The 17,596-nt window shown below is 36.9% G+C and carries 11 protein-coding genes, 2 tRNA genes and 3 rRNA genes; 6 read left to right on the forward strand and 10 right to left on the reverse strand.

Annotated features, from left to right (window positions below):
* Window positions 1-2 precede the first annotated feature (2 nt).
* On the forward strand, window positions 3-1,292 hold the full coding sequence (locus tag ACXHHC_RS03060; RefSeq protein WP_458228187.1) for an MFS transporter: 1,290 nt from the start codon (window positions 3-5) through the stop codon (window positions 1,290-1,292).
* Between the two features lie 219 nt (window positions 1,293-1,511).
* On the opposite strand, the gene ACXHHC_RS03065 is transcribed toward ACXHHC_RS03060, so the two are convergent.
* The 7 genes from ACXHHC_RS03065 to ACXHHC_RS03095 all read right to left on the reverse strand — a co-directional run bounded on the left by ACXHHC_RS03065 (window position 1,512) and on the right by ACXHHC_RS03095 (window position 10,682).
* A complete protein-coding gene (locus ACXHHC_RS03065) occupies window positions 1,512-3,143 on the reverse strand; it encodes a sulfatase (protein ID WP_458228188.1) in 1,632 nt (543 codons plus the stop codon).
* A 597-nt stretch (window positions 3,144-3,740) separates the two neighbouring features.
* Window positions 3,741-3,849: ribosomal RNA gene (gene rrf, locus ACXHHC_RS03070) — 5S ribosomal RNA — on the reverse strand.
* A 207-nt stretch (window positions 3,850-4,056) separates the two neighbouring features.
* Window positions 4,057-6,834: ribosomal RNA gene (locus tag ACXHHC_RS03075) — 23S ribosomal RNA — on the reverse strand.
* A 244-nt stretch (window positions 6,835-7,078) separates the two neighbouring features.
* Window positions 7,079-7,152: transfer RNA gene (locus tag ACXHHC_RS03080), tRNA-Ala, on the reverse strand.
* 156 nt (window positions 7,153-7,308) lie between these two features.
* Window positions 7,309-7,382 (reverse strand) — tRNA-Ile (locus ACXHHC_RS03085).
* Window positions 7,383-7,466: 84 nt separating this feature from the next.
* Window positions 7,467-8,986: ribosomal RNA gene (locus ACXHHC_RS03090) — 16S ribosomal RNA — on the reverse strand.
* The 16S, 23S and 5S rRNA genes sit together here with 2 tRNA genes alongside, the layout of an rRNA operon.
* 442 nt (window positions 8,987-9,428) lie before the next feature.
* Complete coding sequence (locus tag ACXHHC_RS03095; RefSeq protein ID WP_458228189.1) at window positions 9,429-10,682, reverse strand: glycosyltransferase; 1,254 nt, start codon at window positions 10,680-10,682, stop codon at window positions 9,429-9,431.
* 117 nt (window positions 10,683-10,799) lie between these two features.
* Here ACXHHC_RS03095 and ACXHHC_RS03100 point away from each other — a divergent pair, with 117 nt between their 5' ends.
* The gene (locus tag ACXHHC_RS03100; RefSeq protein WP_458228190.1) at window positions 10,800-12,191 is read left to right on the forward strand and encodes a GH1 family beta-glucosidase; all 1,392 of its coding nucleotides are present in this window, start codon (window positions 10,800-10,802) and stop codon (window positions 12,189-12,191) included.
* 146 nt (window positions 12,192-12,337) lie between these two features.
* Here ACXHHC_RS03100 and ACXHHC_RS03105 read toward each other — a convergent pair whose 3' ends face one another.
* From ACXHHC_RS03105 to nadC, 3 genes are all read right to left on the reverse strand, one after another.
* Complete coding sequence (locus ACXHHC_RS03105; protein ID WP_458228191.1) at window positions 12,338-12,934, reverse strand: hypothetical protein; 597 nt, start codon at window positions 12,932-12,934, stop codon at window positions 12,338-12,340.
* Between the two features lie 146 nt (window positions 12,935-13,080).
* Window positions 13,081-14,034, reverse strand: coding sequence for a YihY/virulence factor BrkB family protein (locus ACXHHC_RS03110; RefSeq protein ID WP_458228192.1), 954 nt, complete (start codon window positions 14,032-14,034; stop codon window positions 13,081-13,083).
* A 3-nt stretch (window positions 14,035-14,037) separates the two neighbouring features.
* Complete coding sequence (nadC, locus tag ACXHHC_RS03115; RefSeq protein WP_458228193.1) at window positions 14,038-14,898, reverse strand: carboxylating nicotinate-nucleotide diphosphorylase; 861 nt, start codon at window positions 14,896-14,898, stop codon at window positions 14,038-14,040.
* A gap of 168 nt (window positions 14,899-15,066) precedes the next feature.
* On the opposite strand from nadC, the gene ACXHHC_RS03120 reads away from it, so the two are divergent.
* Genes ACXHHC_RS03120 through ACXHHC_RS03135 form a run of 4 tightly spaced genes read left to right on the forward strand, consistent with a single transcriptional unit; the run spans window position 15,067 to window position 17,596 of the window.
* Entirely contained in the window at window positions 15,067-15,438 is a 372-nt protein-coding gene (locus ACXHHC_RS03120; RefSeq protein ID WP_458228194.1) for a SnoaL-like domain-containing protein, read from the forward strand.
* 46 nt (window positions 15,439-15,484) lie between these two features.
* A complete protein-coding gene (rlmH, locus tag ACXHHC_RS03125) occupies window positions 15,485-15,958 on the forward strand; it encodes a 23S rRNA (pseudouridine(1915)-N(3))-methyltransferase RlmH (protein ID WP_458228195.1) in 474 nt (157 codons plus the stop codon).
* A 39-nt stretch (window positions 15,959-15,997) separates the two neighbouring features.
* On the forward strand, window positions 15,998-16,570 hold the full coding sequence (locus ACXHHC_RS03130) for a non-canonical purine NTP diphosphatase (protein WP_458228196.1): 573 nt from the start codon (window positions 15,998-16,000) through the stop codon (window positions 16,568-16,570).
* The gene (locus tag ACXHHC_RS03135; RefSeq protein ID WP_458228197.1) at window positions 16,571-17,596 is read left to right on the forward strand and encodes an iron chelate uptake ABC transporter family permease subunit; all 1,026 of its coding nucleotides are present in this window, start codon (window positions 16,571-16,573) and stop codon (window positions 17,594-17,596) included.

The raw sequence follows: 17,596 nt of genomic DNA on the forward strand, positions 1-17,596 counted from the left end.
TTATGAATACAACAACCAAACCTACAAAAGCTCGTTATAGCATATTAGCTGCCGTTTTTATTAATGTAGTAATTAACTATATGGACAGAAGTAATATTTCTGTTGGAGCTTCATTTATTAGCAACGAACTAGGGCTATCTACCATTCAGGTAGGTTATCTATTTTCTGCTTTCGGACTTGCTTATGCCCTATCACAAATACCCGGAGGATATTTAGCAGACAAACTAAACATTCGCTATTTCTATAGCTTCTGTTTAATAACATGGTCTATAGCTACCATACTTCAGGGGTTTGTTACTAGTTTTATAATACTACTAATACTACGAATTTTCATCGGACTGTTCGAGGCTCCTTCGTATCCATTAAACAATCGAATTATTACCAAGTGGTTTCCAGATAACGAAAGAGCTGGTGCAATAGCTACATATACCTCTGGACAATTTATCGGGTTGGCTTTTTTAACACCTGCTTTAATTTCTATAGAGCACTATTTAGGGTGGAGAGCTTTATTCTACATTACAGGTGCAATTGGTTTGTTATGGGGAATCATATGGATGTTTATCTATAGAGATCCTAACAACTCAAGTAAAATCAACCCGGCCGAATTAGAATATATTACCAAAGGAGGTGCGTTGGTAGAAGACCCAAAGGAAAGTAGCAAAGAAGGAAAAGTTAAATTTCAATGGAAAAATCTTAAAACAGTACTTACCAAACGTAAGCTTTGGGGAATTTATTTAGGCCAATTTGGCTTAGGAGCTACCTTAATGTTCTTTCTTACCTGGTTTCCTAAATACTTAATAGATTTTAAAGGAATGAACTTCCTTCAGTCAGGATTTACAGCTTCTATTCCTTTTATCTTTGCTTTTTTTGGAGTCTTGTTTTCTGGTTTTATATCAGACTATATGGCCAAAAAAAATGTATCGGTAGACATTGCACGCAAAACTCCTGTCGTTACAGGTTTACTATTATCAACCTCTATTGTTGGAGCCAATTACACAAACAACCCTTTTTGGGTAACACTATTTATGTCTGTTGCTTTTTTCGGAAACGGATTGGCATCCATTACATGGGTATTTGTTTCTTTAATTGCTCCTAAAAAACTAATTGGTTTAACGGGTGGTGTTTTCAACTTTATCGGAGGACTTTCAGCCATGATAGTACCTACTGCTATAGGTTATTTAGTTAGCGATGGTAATTTTGAACCTGCACTTATATTCATTAGCAGTCTTACATTATTGGCAGCTCTTTCTTATATTTTCTTAGTAGGAAAGGTTGAACGAATAGAAGATTAATAGCACATTTACATACAATAAAAAAGCATTCTATCATCATCGATAAAATGCTTTTTTTATTTTGGGTCTTAGCTCTTAAATCTGTTCCGCATTGGTGATATTACTTCTCTATTTTTAACGTAAAACCTGTTTAGCTTTATAAAAAGTTCAGACATAAAGATTGCCTTGTGTATTTTTCGAAAGGTTGAATCCTTAACATCATATAAAAGTAAAACTTTCCTATAATCTAGCTTTGTTTCCCTCCCAACCGCTATCAAACTGCTGTATCAACTGTTTAACTAGTTTTGGATTTTTAGAAGCTATATTTACCGTTTCATCCGGATCTAATTTATGATCATATAACTCAACAAAAATAGGTTCACTATTTGGCTTTGTATAGTCTTTCCATAATATCATTCTATACCTATCAGTTCTCATTGCATACCCCATCAATCTATTCTCAAATAAATCTCTATTCCATGCTCCCTTCAATTGCTTTTTAATACCATTTTCTACATAAACTATTAATGGGCCAAAATAAGTCTCTCTCATCCCTTTAGACAAAGGATTTGCTGCCCATTCTCTAAGAGCTGGAGAAGGAAACTGACTAAAAGCTGCTTTTTTCCATTGTTGCTTTGGAGCACTTAACAAAGGCACAAAACTCTGACCTTCTAAATGATTTGGCATTGGTAAACCTGCCAATTCTGTTAAAGTAGGATACATGTCAACCAATTCTACCAAAGCATCCGTTTTACTTCCCCTAATAGTATCAGACATCTCAGGTGTGCTTATAATCATTGGAACCCTAGTTGTAATTTCATAATTAGTAGCTTTACCCCAAATTCCCATATCTCCTAAATGCCAACCATGATCCGTCCATAAAATAACAATCGTATTCTCCTTTAATCCCTCACGCTCAAGCGCTTTTAATACTTTACCCAATTGGGCATCTACATAAGAAACACAAGCTAAATAAGCCTTCTTGTAATTAATAGATTGGGCAACACTAAAATCACCGTACTTTGGAACACCAGAACGTGCTCGTAACTCAAAAGATGCATGCAAGCCCATTTTTGCTCCGTCCTTAGGTGGATTTTTATGTTTAGCCAATGGAATAACTTTATTTTCATACAAATCCCAGTATTTTTTAGGAGCAATAAATTCCAAATGAGGTTTTTTAAACCCTAATCCAAGAAAAAATGGTTTATCACTATTTTTTAATTCTTTAAGAGTCTCTATTGCTAACAAAGCATTGTAACCATCATCAAAACTTTCATCAGGTACATTTGCAAATTCATATGCTGGTCCTCTACCAAGACCATACTTTCTTGCACCTTCACCATACTTCTTTACAACAGCTTCTTTGGCTTCAAAAATCATTTTCTGATTTTTTTCTAAAGCAAATTTATGAGACGGTTTTCTAATCCCTTTCGCCAACAACTTTCCTACAGCCGGTTGTCTAGACCAAGAAAGTTCTTCATCAGAATATTTACCGTGAAAAATTTTACCCGCATATACCGTTTCATAACCATTGTTCCTAAAATGTTGTGGCAATGTAATCACATCAGGATTCAGGTCTCTAAAATAAGTAAAGTTCTCAATCACCTTAATCGTTTCAGGTCTTGCTCCAGTCATTAAACTTGCCCTAGATGGACTACAAATAGCTTGTTGACAGTATGCTCTTTCAAATCTCAATCCTTCTTTCGCCAATCCATCAATATTTGGAGACAATACAACATCAGCACCATAACACCCCAGCTCTGGACGTAAATCATCAATGGCTATAAACAATATATTAGGCTTAGATTGTCCTACAGTTTTTGAAAAACAAACAATACATAACACGAAAAAAAAATTAACAGCATACTTCATTATCTCTTGATTTTTAATAGAATAGAAAAGTCAAATTATCCTTTTTTTTTATAATAAAGCAGTATTAATTTCACATATCCTATCTAAATCATAACACAAATGCAGTTCCACAACTTTAACCCAAACTAAAAAGCCGATTCTAAATTCATAGATTCGGCTTTATTGTTTTTGGGTGTTCCCCTTTTAATCAAGGGTCGGGCTATCCACTATATCTTTTGGTGTAGGTTATTCCTCTTTAAATGGTTTCTCATTGTTTAAAACATTATTCCTAATCTAAACAAGCTAAGCTCTATCACCAAAAGGATGCCGTTGCTATCCCTAACACTTTTTTAGACTTTTAGATATCAGTTATTAGATATTAGAATCAAGAACCAAGAGTCATGATTCTTACTCCTTTATTCATCAACTTCTCATCTCCTCAACTCCTTCACTCCTCAACTCCTTTACTCCTTTAGCCCTCAACTCCTATTCTATCCAGTAAAAAAGTATCTAAAACAAACAATCCTTCACTACTAATGTAATGAAGGATTGTTATAAAATAAAAAACCCTGAACTAGGTTCAGGGTTTATAAATCCTGAATTTATTTCAGGATAAAAAAAAGGCGATGACATACTCTCCCACCAGTGGTAGTACCATCTGCGCTAATAGGCTTAACTTCTCTGTTCGGGATGGGAAGAGGTGAGCCCTATTGCAATAATCACCTTAAGGTTGTCAATTACGATTTACGATTTAGCTAATTACGAATTATATAGTGTATTCGTAATTCCTAATTAATCATTTCGTAATTAATTATGTTGTACATATTGATAACTAATATCTAAGATTTTATGTCTATTTTTTCTTGAGTTTCTTTGTACTATGTACTTAATACTTTGTACTAAAATTTAAATCATAATTATTAAAGCCCGCAAGGTACATAAGCCTATGGGTTATTAGTAATACTCGGCTATGATGTTACCACCTTTACACCTGTATCCTATCAAGGTCGTGATCTACAACCACCCTTTAAAGAAATCTCATCTTGTGGTGGGTTTCGCGCTTATATGCTTTCAGCGCTTATCCCTTCCCAACGTAGCTACTCAGCAATGCTCCTGGCGGAACAACTGATACACCAGAGGTTAGTTCAACTCGGTCCTCTCGTACTAGAGTCAAATCCACGCAAATTTCTAACGCCCGCTACAGATAGAGACCGAACTGTCTCACGACGTTCTGAACCCAGCTCGCGTGCCACTTTAATGGGCGAACAGCCCAACCCTTGGGACCTTCTCCAGCCCCAGGATGTGACGAGCCGACATCGAGGTGCCAAACCCCCCCGTCGATGTGAGCTCTTGGGGGAGATCAGCCTGTTATCCCCGGAGTACCTTTTATCCTTTGAGCGATGGCCCTTCCATGCGGAACCACCGGATCACTATGCTCTTGTTTCCAACCTGATCGACTTGTAAGTCTCGCAGTCAAGCACCCTTATGCCATTGCACTCTACGTACGGTTACCAAGCGTACTGAGGGTACCTTTAGAAGCCTCCGTTACTCTTTTGGAGGCGACCACCCCAGTCAAACTACCCACCAAGCACTGTCCCCATCGCTGGGTTAGACTCTAGATAAGCAAAGGGTGGTATTTCAACAATGACTCACACACGCCTAGCGACGCATGATCGAAGTCTCCCACCTATCCTACACATTACTTATCCAAAGCCAATACTAAGCTATAGTAAAGGTTCACGGGGTCTTTTCGTCCCGTAGCGGGTAATCGGCATCTTCACCGATACTACAATTTCACCGAGCTCATGGCTGAGACAGTGTCCAGATCGTTGCACCATTCGTGCAGGTCGGAACTTACCCGACAAGGAATTTCGCTACCTTAGGACCGTTATAGTTACGGCCGCCGTTTACTGGGGCTTCATTTCAGATCGTCGCCGAAGCTAAACCCTCCACTTAACCTTCCAGCACCGGGCAGGTGTCAGGCCCTATACATCAACTTTCGTTTTAGCAGAGCCCTGTGTTTTTGATAAACAGTCGCCTGGACCTTTTAACTGCGGCCCATCCGAAGATGGGCGACCCTTCTCCCGAAGTTACGGGTCGATTTTGCCTAGTTCCTTAGCCATGAATCACTCGAGCTCCTTAGAATACTCATCCCAACTACCTGTGTCGGTTTACGGTACAGGCTGCATCCCTCGCTTTTCTTGGAACCTCTTACTTACTTTCGCTTCGACCGAAGTCTAGGCTCAGCGTACATTTCCGTCAGTACGCAAGCATCTGGGAGATCCGTCACTTTTAACGGGTGCAGGTACAGGAATATTAACCTGTTGTCCATCGACTACCCCATTCGGGTTCGCCTTAGGCCCTGACTAACCCTCAGCTGATTAGCATCGCTGAGGAAACCTTAGTTTTTCGGAGGGCGGGTTTCTCACCCGCCTTATCGTTACTTATGCCTACATTTTCTTTTCTAGCCGTTCCAGCATACCTTACGATACACCTTCAACACAACTAGAATGCTCCCCTACCACTTTCGTCCATAGCTTCGGTAATATACTTATGCCCGATTATTATCCATGCTCGACCGCTCGACTAGTGAGCTGTTACGCACTCTTTAAATGAATGGCTGCTTCCAAGCCAACATCCTAGCTGTCTGGGCAGTCAAACCTCGTTTATTCAACTTAGTATATATTTGGGGACCTTAGCTGATGGTCTGGGTTCTTTCCCTCTCGGACATGGACCTTAGCACCCATGCCCTCACTGCTGTGTATATTATATAGCATTCGGAGTTTGTCAGGAATTGGTAGGCGGTGAAGCCCCCGCATCCAATCAGTAGCTCTACCTCTATATAACTAACCACAACGCTGCACCTAAATGCATTTCGGGGAGTACGAGCTATTTCCTGGTTTGATTGGCCTTTCACCCCTACCCACAGGTCATCCCAAGACTTTTCAACGTCAACGGGTTCGGTCCTCCACTCTGTGTTACCAGAGCTTCAACCTGCCCATGGGTAGATCACCAGGTTTCGCGTCTACTCAACCTAACTAAAACGCCCTATTAAGACTCGCTTTCGCTACGGCTCCTGTACTGAATACATTAACCTTGCTAGATAAAGTAACTCGTAGGCTCATTATGCAAAAGGCACGCCGTCACCCCATAGGGCTCCGACCGCTTGTAGGTGTACGGTTTCAGGATCTATTTCACTCCCTTACTTAGGGTTCTTTTCACCTTTCCCTCACGGTACTAGTTCACTATCGGTCTCTCAGGAGTATTTAGCCTTACCGGATGGTCCCGGCAGATTCAGACAGGGTTCCACGTGCCCCGCCCTACTCAGGAATCTGATACAATAACTTCTCTTACCTATACGGGGCTATCACCCTTATCGCTCCACTTTCCAGAGGATTCTAGTTCAATTGTGTCTTGATGACTCAGTCCTACAACCCCTATTTTGCCGTAACAAAATAGGTTTGGGCTAATTCGCGTTCGCTCGCCACTACTAACGAAATCATTATTATTTTCTCTTCCTATGGTTACTTAGATGTTTCAGTTCACCACGTTTGCTCCTCTCGGTAGTATATCTTCAATATACTGGGTTGCCCCATTCGGAAATCTTCGGGTAAAGTTATGTGCACCTAACCGAAGCTTATCGCAGCTTATCACGTCCTTCATCGCCTCTGAGAGCCTAGGCATCCGCCATACACCCTTAATTAGCTTATTGTACCTATTTGCGTCTTTAATTTATTACAGTTAAACTGTAATTATTTTATAATTCTTGTAATTAATACTTTGTACTATGTACTCTATACTAATTACTAAATTTGTATGTCTACTCAAGTAAAATATTTTTCTCTTAAATATTTTTTATCAATATGTCAATGAACTTTAATCGCTGTAAGCTTTATGCTATACGCATTAGGCTTGGCAGCTTATAGCATAAGGCATAGAGCCTATAGCTATTATTGTGGAGAATATCGGAGTCGAACCGATGACCTCTTGCGTGCAAGGCAAGCGCTCTAGCCAGCTGAGCTAATCCCCCTTATACTAGTGTTAGTAATTAGTAGTTAGTCATTAGTAATTACTAATTCGTAATTTGTAATTATCTGCTTCTAGAATTTCCTTTTTTAATACAATCTGACAACTAAGTTGTCTTTTTTTATCTCTACCTGTCTTACTAGACAAGCTTCGCTTGTTGTAGTCTCGGGCAGACTCGAACTGCCGACCTCTACATTATCAGTGTAGCGCTCTAACCAGCTGAGCTACGAGACTCTATGTGATTGTATTATATATCATTAAAAATTAACAGCAATTAAAAAGTAAACCTAACTTCTTTAAACACCTTTTTTTCTCTAGAAAGGAGGTGTTCCAGCCGCACCTTCCGGTACGGCTACCTTGTTACGACTTAGCCCTAGTTACCAGTTTTACCCTAGGCGGCTCCTTGCGGTGACCGACTTCAGGCACTCCCAGCTTCCATGGCTTGACGGGCGGTGTGTACAAGGCCCGGGAACGTATTCACCGCATCATGGCTGATATGCGATTACTAGCGATTCCAGCTTCATGGAGTCGAGTTGCAGACTCCAATCCGAACTGTGACAATGTTTATAGATTCGCTCCTCATCGCTGAGTGGCTGCTCGCTGTCATTGCCATTGTAGCACGTGTGTAGCCCAGGACGTAAGGGCCGTGATGATTTGACGTCATCCCCACCTTCCTCGCGGTTTGCACCGGCAGTCTCGCTAGAGTCCACAGCTTTACCTGTTTGCAACTAACGATAGGGGTTGCGCTCGTTATAGGACTTAACCTGACACCTCACGGCACGAGCTGACGACAACCATGCAGCACCTTGTAAGAAGTCCGAAGAAATATCTATCTCTAAATAATGCATCCTACATTTAAGCCCTGGTAAGGTTCCTCGCGTATCATCGAATTAAACCACATGCTCCACCGCTTGTGCGGGCCCCCGTCAATTCCTTTGAGTTTCAATCTTGCGACCGTACTCCCCAGGTGGGACACTTATCACTTTCGCTTAGTCACTGAAAAATTCCAACAACTAGTGTCCAACGTTTACGGCGTGGACTACCGGGGTATCTAATCCCGTTCGCTCCCCACGCTTTCGTTCATCAGCGTCAGTACATACGTAGTGGACTGCCTTCGCAATCGGTATTCTATGTAATATCTATGCATTTCACCGCTACACTACATATTCTATCCACTTCCATATGACTCAAGACTAACAGTATCAAAGGCAGTGCCATAGTTGAGCTATGGGATTTCACCTCTGACTGATCAGCCCGCCTACGAACCCTTTAAACCCAATGATTCCGGATAACGCTTGCACCCTCCGTATTACCGCGGCTGCTGGCACGGAGTTAGCCGGTGCTTATTCGTAGAGTACCGTCAAACAAATACACGTATCTGCGTTTCTTCCTCTATAAAAGAAGTTTACAACCCATAGGGCAGTCATCCTTCACGCGGCATGGCTGGTTCAGAGTTGCCTCCATTGACCAATATTCCTCACTGCTGCCTCCCGTAGGAGTCTGGTCCGTGTCTCAGTACCAGTGTGGGGGATCTCCCTCTCAGGACCCCTACTTATCGTTGCCATGGTAAGCCGTTACCTTACCATCTAGCTAATAAGACGCATAGCCATCTTAAACCAATAAATCTTTAATTATCAAATTATGCAATTCAATAACACTATGGAGTATTAATCTTCGTTTCCAAAGGGTATTCTCCAGTTTAAGGTAGGTTCTATACGCGTTACGCACCCGTGCGCCGGTCGTCAGCAAATAGCAAGCTATCCCTGTTACCCCTCGACTTGCATGTGTTAAGCCTGCCGCTAGCGTTCATCCTGAGCCAGGATCAAACTCTTCATCGTTATATTTTTATATTTCGATGCTCAAAAAAATCTATGGTGATACTGAAACAAGTTCAGCAATCTTCCATGCGATCTACTCTTTAATTCGCGCTGTCAATTTCAAATTTCTCAATGAACTTAACCACTTAGTGGCTTTTGTTACTCCGCCGAAGCGGGCTGCAAATGTAAGAATCTTTTCTTTCTTAAAACAAACTTTCTTGAAGTTTTTTTTAAGAAAATTTTAAGCTTTAATTAACACCTTAATCAAAAAACTAAAACTAGTTATTCTAATGATAATCTGTAACTTAAAAACTCCTACCCTGCTAATGAACTTTGCTAACTCAGCTCGTTTGCCTTACTGCGTTTGCGGGTGCAAAGATACACAACTATTCCCCTTAAACAATGCGCTTTTTAATCTTTTTTTAAAATAGTTTGTAAAGGCCTAAAAACGAACATAATAATTTCAATCATTAAGAATCGTTTTACACAATTCTTCTGTATTATCCTCTTCTTTCATTTTCTGCTGCAGCTCTATCACTTTATTTTTGTAGTCTACATTACTATACATATCTATTACTTTAGGTGCTAAAGTAGAAACGGATATCTGTTTTACATCAATTCCTAAAGGGCCATAATTATTTTCTGCTATGATTTTATTCCATACATACTGATCTATAATATGAGGTATGATCAAATTCACACAACCATTTTTTAATGCCATGTGCGTAGTTCCTGACCCACCATGGTGAATGACTCCATACATTTTGGGAAAAATCCAATCGTAAGGGATTCTTTTAACATAATGAATTAACTCATTATTATATGTCTCTAACGGTACTAAGCCTCCCGAATACGTATTTATAATAGCAGGTATTTTATTCTTTTGTAAAATATCTAGAATTATTTGTGTTTTACCAAGAGCATCATCGTTAACCATACTACCAAAAGTGACAAATAGAATTTTGGGATGTTTCTTTATAAAAAGCAACAATTCTTGAGTAGGAACCCAATTGGATTGTTTGTTTCTTTCATAGAAACCCAAAACCTTTAAATTAGATTGCCAATACGTAGGTCTCTTAAATAAAGAAGGCGAAATGGTATATATTGTTTTACTCTTAAATAAGGCTTCTTTAATTATAGTAGTTTTTACCTTCTTATGAAGTTCTAATGTTTTTATAGCTTTCATCACCGAATAAATTAACCCGGTGTTGACTAATTTATAGGAAAGCTTGTTAAAGAACGTTCCTAAATCTTTATTAAAAGCGACATGAGGATGTCCTTTTACATAGTGCATATAAGGAACAGGTACTATTAAGGTGTTTTTATTCTTATGCTTTAAACTCCAAATTACAGGATAGATGGTTTTAGCATGATGCACTACCCTATCTGGTTGCTCACGGTCGATTACTTCTTTTTGCAAAAGCAACATTTCTTTACTGGCTTCTGGTTGTTCTTTGATGAGTTTTATAAAAGCTTTTATTTTCTTAACACCAAAACGCCCTCCACCCATTGCTATTTTTCCTTCGGGTGTGTCTAACAATTCTAAAAACTTACTTCCTAAAGATTGGAATTCTAAATCTGAATCTTCTACCAAGTCTTTAAATTGTTCTGGAAATAGGCATATAACTTTATGACCTCTTTTCTTTAAAATATCTCCTATGGCTAAAAAAGGTTCCATGTCTCCTCTAGTTCCTATAGAAGTAAGTATTATTTTCATAAGTTCATTTTAGCCCTATAAAGGTAAAACACTTGATAATTACTTTTATATTATTTAATAATAACTTTCATTCTTTGTTTAAAGTATTCGTATATTGAAAGCTATGTAAAACGAACTATGTTAGGTAAAAAAATCAAAAGAAAAGCATTCCCAAAAGACTTTCTATGGGGAACTACTATTTCTTCTTATCAAAACGAAGGTGCTTATAATAAAGACGGTAAAGGACATTCCATTTGGGATACTTTTACAAACCATCCTGACTTTAAAAAGGGAAATGGAAATGAAGCCACTCAATTCTACAACAATTACAAAGAGGATGTTCAGAAAATTAAAGAGTTGAATTTAGATTCTTTTCGATTTTCCTTATCATGGTCTAGAATACTACCAAGTGGTACCGGAGAAATCAATCCAAAAGGAATTGAATTTTATCACAATGTAATCGACTATTGTATAGAGTTAGGAATTACTCCATGGGTAACTCTATACCATTGGGATTTACCACAGACATTAGAAGACAGAGGGGGATGGACCAATAGAGAAATTTTAGATTGGTTTAAAGAATATGTAGAAATATGCACCAAAGAATATGGAGCCAAGGTTAAAAACTGGATTGTTTTAAACGAGCCCATGACCTTTGTAGGATTGGGTTACTTTATGGGAATGCATGCTCCGGGTAAAAAAGGAGCAACTAATTTTTTAGCTGCTGCGCATCATGCAACTCTGTGCCAAGGTATTGGAGGAAGAATTGTTCGAAAAAACGTAACTAATGCATATATAGGAACTACCTATTCTTGCTCTCATGTAACACCATATAGTCAGCTTAATAAACATAAAAAAGCGGCAAAAAGAATTGATGCTTTGCTAAATCGTTTTTTTATTGAACCTGCTTTAGGAATGGGCTATCCTACAGATGCTATTACTGGTTTAAATGCTATTGAAGTCTATATAAAAGATGGAGATAAAGAATTAATGGAGTTTGATTTTGATTTTATTGGAATACAATATTACTTTAGAATTGTTGCAAAATTTAGTCTCTTACCTCCTATTCTTTTTGCGACAGAGGTTCCTGCAGTAGAAAGAAATGCAAAGGTGAACAACATGGGTATGGAAATTTCCCCAAAAGGACTTTATAAAATGTTAAAAAAGTTTAGTGCGTACCCTAAGGTTAAAGAGATTTTAATTTCGGAATCTGGTGTTTGTTTTGACGACCCCATAGAGAACGGACAAGTGAATGACAAAAACAGAATTAAATATTTTAAAAAGACCTTTGCTTATACATTAAAAGCCATCGAAAAAGGAATGAATGTAAAAGGATATTTTATATGGACGTTGGTTGACAATTTTGAATGGGCTGAGGGTACTAAAACGCGTTTTGGAATTATTCATACGGATTTTACGACTCAAAAAAGAACCTTAAAGAAATCTGCTCTTTGGTTGCGTAAGTTTCTAAAAGGTGGAAAAACGGTTTATTCTAAAAAGAAGAAACAAGAAAAAGAATTGCAAGAGTAAAAACACCACTCCCAAATACTTCTCGATCTTTCGACTTAGCTCAAGACAGATTCGCTGCGTACTAAGATTGACATTAAACCACATGAAAACAATCTTTATTAAACGGATTTATAATATTTTACATGTTTATTCGATTATTATTTAATTCACTCATTTATAGAATAAATCATTTTGTTTTCAAGATTTACTATTCTATCGTTAGTAACTAAAAAGCTTTGAAAAAGTTGCCTCTTATTAGGCTTAGAATAGAGTTTCAGAGTATCATTCGTGATTTCAAATTCACCATATTTTTTTCTTTCAACCTTATTTAAATTTTCGATTTTTTTGTAGATAAAAAAGTTATTGATTAACTCAATTTCTGCATATCCATTTTCAAATACTGTCTCATATAATTTGTAATGCTTTTCATTCGAATAAAAAGTTTTAGTTTCATTAATCAATGGGTTTTTCTGCCAATACTTTACTTTAACTTTTTTACTCAAATACATTTCTTTTTTTCTTTCACGAACAGCCCAGTCAACAACATATTTATCTTCTGTCTTAAAGATATATTGATATTTCCATGCTGAGATTGGTCTTTTCGGATCAAATTTAATCGCATAATCTGTTTTGTAGCTAATTATAGTTCCTTCAGAAAAAGTAGTCTTTCTTAGGAAAAAAGGATACTGAATGAAGCTTATAACTACTAAACTAATTACAGTAACTATAAAAATAATAATTAAGTAGTGAAACTTTTCCCACATCTTCATGCAATTAAAGGCAACAGTTTGACAAGCTTGATTTTAGTTAAATAAGAGCAAAGCTATCCACCATGACCAAATTAGTTTAAAAGTAGACAACTAATTGTTAGAAACAAAACTAAAAATCGAACATATCTATTTATAAAACTCTACCCTTTATTCATCTGCTCATTACGCAAACGAGTGATGCTGGCATTCAGTTCAAAACCTAACAACAATATATTTGCATTTAACCAAATAAAAAGCATTAAGACTAACAACGTACCAATAGAACCATACAACTCGTTGTACTTAGAAAACTTAACTACATAAATTCCAAAACCATAAAATGTAAGTAAAGACAAAACAGTAGTTAACACAGATCCTGCAGAAAAGAAACGTGTTTTACGACCTTCTTTTGTACCAAAATAATACAACATAGAAACGGTACAAAAAATTAAGAACATAAACAGTAAATAACGTAGGTTACTCAACCACATCATATCCTCTGGCAACCATCCTTTTTGATTTAAAAATGTCAAACCAAATTCAAAGAAAATAGTTCCAGCCACAGTTAAAATCAACATAAAAGACATGGTTAATGAGGTTCCTAACGAAATTAAATACTGCTTGATTACATTTCTAATCTCTTCTACATGTACTGAATGTTCAAAAGCAGCAAACACGGCATTTACCCCGTTTGTCATTAAAAAAATAGAGACTAAAAAACCAAAGGAAAGCAATCCTCCATACTTGTTATTTGCAATATCTTTTAATACAGAATCTACAGCAGAAAAAGTATCTGGCGGTAACACCTCTGCTATCAACCCTAAAAAATTATCCTGAAATCCTTCTATAGGGATATACGGAATTAGCGTTAGCATAAAAAGCATAAAGGGAAACAAAGCCATAAAGAAACTATAAGAAATACCTCCTGCTCTAGAAGTTAAAGCTCCTTTTACAATTCCAATAAAATACATCTCCAATAAATCGTATAAGCTCATTCCCCTTAAACCAGGAACAGGAATTTTTTTTCCTTTACTTACCAGCCAATTTATCAATGGTATTCTACTTAACTCCTGCTCTACAGAATCGTCTTTTTCTATTTCTTTTGTCTCTATCACCTTTTACTCAACAGCTTTTAAGCTTAAATCTAAATTTGCTACAGAATGTGTTAATGCACCAGAAGAGATGTATTGTACTCCGCATTCTGCATATTTTCTTAACGTTTCTTCGTTAATTCCACCCGAAGATTCCGTTCCGGCTTTATCACCAATCATTGCAACGGCCTTTTTGGTGTCCTCGTAGTTAAAATTATCAATTAAAATTCTATGAATTCCCTCAAATTGAATAATTTCTTCTATTTCTTGTAAATCTCTTGCCTCTACAATTATTTTTAAATCTTTGTTTTGATCTTTTAAATAAGATTTTGTTTGCAGTATTGCCTGCGAAACCCCTCCTGCAAAATCTATATGATTGTCTTTTAACATAATCATATCATACAAAGCAAAACGATGATTTTCTCCACCCCCTATTTTTACAGCCCATTTTTCTAGAGCTCGAATTCCAGGTGTTGTTTTACGAGTATCTAATACTTTGGTACCTGTTCCCTCTAACAACTTTACGTAAGAAGCCGTTTTGGTTGCAATGGCACTCATTCGCTGCATTGCATTTAAAACCAAACGCTCTGCTTTTAAAATAGACAACGAACTACCTGTTACGTATAAAACAACATCTCCATACGTTACCAACTCACCATCTTTTATTAATACTTCTACCTCTAAAGAGGCATCTACATATTTAAATACTTCTAAAGCAAAATCTACTCCAGCTATTACTCCTTCGTCTTTAACTAACAATTTAGCCTTTCCTTTAGCGGTTGTAGGAATACAAGCCAATGAAGAATGATCTCCATCTCCCACATCTTCTCTAATTGCATTTGCAATAATCAATTCTACTTCTTTATCAAATTGCTCTTGATGAATCATGAAATGTAAATTTTAAACAAAGATAAACTTATAGCAGAAATTACCATAGATAGTAAGTATATAAATCAAAATAAGAAATGCGAAAAAACAGGTTGGTCTGAATTATCTATCAGTAATTTTCCATAAAAGAGGAATTAAATTTATAAAAAATTAGCTCCACACCTAGATATGACAACACAACAGATAGCCGACCGATTGGTAGAATTATGCAGAAAAGGTCAAAATGCGCTTGCACAAGTAGAATTATACGATGATAATATTGAAAGTATAGAATCTCAGGTTTCTAGATATAGAAGAACCAAGGGGATAAACAAAGTACAAAAGAAAACGGCTATGTTCTATGAGCGTGCTGATAAAATTCATAAATACGAAGTATCTGACCCTCTGGTGGTTGAGAATCATATCTGCTTTAAAATGTCTATAGATGTAGACATTAGAGGCTTGGGAAGAGTTGAATTGGACGAGCTTTGTGTGTATCATATTAAAGACGGGAAAATTATAAAAGAAGAATTTTTCTACGAAAATGGCGATACGGAATAAGACTAGTTTCTTCTTAGTATCTTTGTGCTTTTAGAAAGCAAACTTTATGAAAATCCTTTTGTTAGCAGTTGGAAAAACTGACGATAAAAATTTAATTCAATTGATAGAAAACTATCAAAGTCGTTTAAAACACTATGTTAAATTCGATTTAGAAGTAATTCCAGACATTAAAAACGTTAAGAATCTTTCTGAAAGCCAACAAAAAGAGAAAGAAGGCCAGTTACTATTAAAGAAATTACAACCTACAGATCAGCTCGTTTTATTAGATGAAAAGGGGAAAGACTTTACCTCTATGCATTTTGCGGACTTTCTACAAAAGAAAATGAACTCCGGAATAAAACAACTGGTCTTTGTTATTGGAGGACCTTACGGCTTTTCTGATGCCGTTTATAAAAAGGCTCAAGGCAAAATTTCATTGTCTAAAATGACTTTTTCTCACCAAATGATTCGTTTGTTTATGGTAGAACAACTTTACAGAGGTTTTACCATATTAAAAAATGAACCTTACCACCACGAATAAACCTAAGATTGATTAGTTTTACGCTAGAAAATTCAACACATGAAAATAGTTTTTGCTACCCACAACAACAATAAGTTAAAAGAGGTATCTGCCATGTTACCCAATTGCGAAATTGTTTCTCTTACAGATATAGGATGTAATGAAGACATACCAGAAACAGCAACTACATTAGAAGGGAATGCTAAAATAAAAGCAAACTATGTAACTACAAAATACGGTTTGCCATGTTTTGCAGATGACACAGGACTTTTGGTAGATGCGTTAAATGGTGAACCAGGTGTTTATTCTGCCAGATATGCAGGTGAACATGGAAACGCGGAAAAAAACATGGCCTTATTGTTAGAAAAACTTGAAGGCAACACCAATAGAAAAGCTCATTTTAAAACAGCTGTTTGTTTAAACTTAAATGGAGAACAACACCTTTTTGAGGGAATTTGTAATGGAGAAATTTTAACCAAAAAACAAGGAAACGAAGGATTTGGTTACGATCCTATTTTTAGACCCGATGGGTTTGAACAATCTTTTGCAGAAATGAACATGGAAGAAAAGGGTAAAATTAGCCACCGAGGACTGGCTGTACAGAAACTAATTACCTTTTTACAAAACATATAAATGTTGTTGGCCAAACCTACATACAACTCTATTTGGTTAGCCTTGGTGCTACTTTTAGCTCTTTGTGTTTTTTTAAATGTAAGTATGGGTAGTGTTTCTATTTCTATAAATACCATTTGGAAAGTATTAATTGGCGACAACAGCATAAACGAAAACATACACTACATTATTGTTAACTATAGACTCCCTAAAACCTTTGCCAGTATTATTGCAGGTTCGGGGTTGGGAATTAGTGGTTTGTTAATGCAAACCTATTTTAGAAATCCATTGGCAGGGCCTTTTGTTTTAGGAATTAGTTCTGGAGCAAGCCTAGGTGTGGCTTTACTTATTATGGGAGGTAGCCTTTTAGGAGTTTCTACCGCGCTATTTAAGTATTCAATTCCGTTGGCCGCTAGCTTAGGAGCTTTTCTGGTATTGGCTGTGGTAATGCTAGCATCTAGAAATATTAGAAACACGTTGTCTATTTTAATCATAGGTTTAATGTTTGGTAGTTTTACATCGGCTATTATTAGTGTACTATCTTACTTTAGTACCGCCAACGATTTGCAACAGTATATTTTTTGGAGTTTAGGTAGTTTGGCAGATTTACAATGGTCTGAAATTTATATTTTACTGAGCATCCTTTCTCTGTGCTTTGTAGCTTTGTTATTTATTATAAAGCCTTTAAATGCCTTGCTATTAGGAGAAAATTACGCAAAGAGCTTAGGTATTAACTTAAAACAAACCCAAACCCTTGTATTTCTTATTACCAGTGTTTTAACAGGTTGTATTACTGCTTTTGTAGGACCTATTGCTTTTGTTGGCTTGGCAATTCCGCACATTACCAAATTAGTCTTTCACACTTCTAATCATACCATTTTACTTCCTGCAGTTGGCATTATTGGAGCTATTGTACTTTTGGTATGCGATAGTTTATCTCATATTCCGTTGGCTAGTAAAAGCCTACCTATTAACGCTATTACCTCGCTATTAGGAGCTCCTATAGTTATTTGGTTGTTAATTTCTAGATCTAAAATTGCATCGTAA

This window comes from Wenyingzhuangia sp. IMCC45574, assembly GCF_054182685.1.

What these genes read in the sequence shown, in the direction of transcription:
- ACXHHC_RS03060 (WP_458228187.1), top strand. Translation starts at nt 3, where the DNA reads ATGAATACAACAACCAAACCTACAAAAGCTCGTTATAGCATATTAGCT.
- ACXHHC_RS03065 (WP_458228188.1), bottom strand. Translation starts at nt 3,143, where the DNA reads ATGAAGTATGCTGTTAATTTTTTTTTCGTGTTATGTATTGTTTGTTTT.
- ACXHHC_RS03095 (WP_458228189.1), bottom strand. Translation starts at nt 10,682, where the DNA reads ATGAAAATAATACTTACTTCTATAGGAACTAGAGGAGACATGGAACCT.
- ACXHHC_RS03100 (WP_458228190.1), top strand. Translation starts at nt 10,800, where the DNA reads ATGTTAGGTAAAAAAATCAAAAGAAAAGCATTCCCAAAAGACTTTCTA.
- ACXHHC_RS03105 (WP_458228191.1), bottom strand. Translation starts at nt 12,934, where the DNA reads ATGTGGGAAAAGTTTCACTACTTAATTATTATTTTTATAGTTACTGTA.
- nadC (WP_458228193.1), bottom strand. Translation starts at nt 14,898, where the DNA reads ATGATTCATCAAGAGCAATTTGATAAAGAAGTAGAATTGATTATTGCA.
- ACXHHC_RS03120 (WP_458228194.1), top strand. Translation starts at nt 15,067, where the DNA reads ATGACAACACAACAGATAGCCGACCGATTGGTAGAATTATGCAGAAAA.
- rlmH (WP_458228195.1), top strand. Translation starts at nt 15,485, where the DNA reads ATGAAAATCCTTTTGTTAGCAGTTGGAAAAACTGACGATAAAAATTTA.
- ACXHHC_RS03130 (WP_458228196.1), top strand. Translation starts at nt 15,998, where the DNA reads ATGAAAATAGTTTTTGCTACCCACAACAACAATAAGTTAAAAGAGGTA.
- ACXHHC_RS03135 (WP_458228197.1), top strand. Translation starts at nt 16,571, where the DNA reads ATGTTGTTGGCCAAACCTACATACAACTCTATTTGGTTAGCCTTGGTG.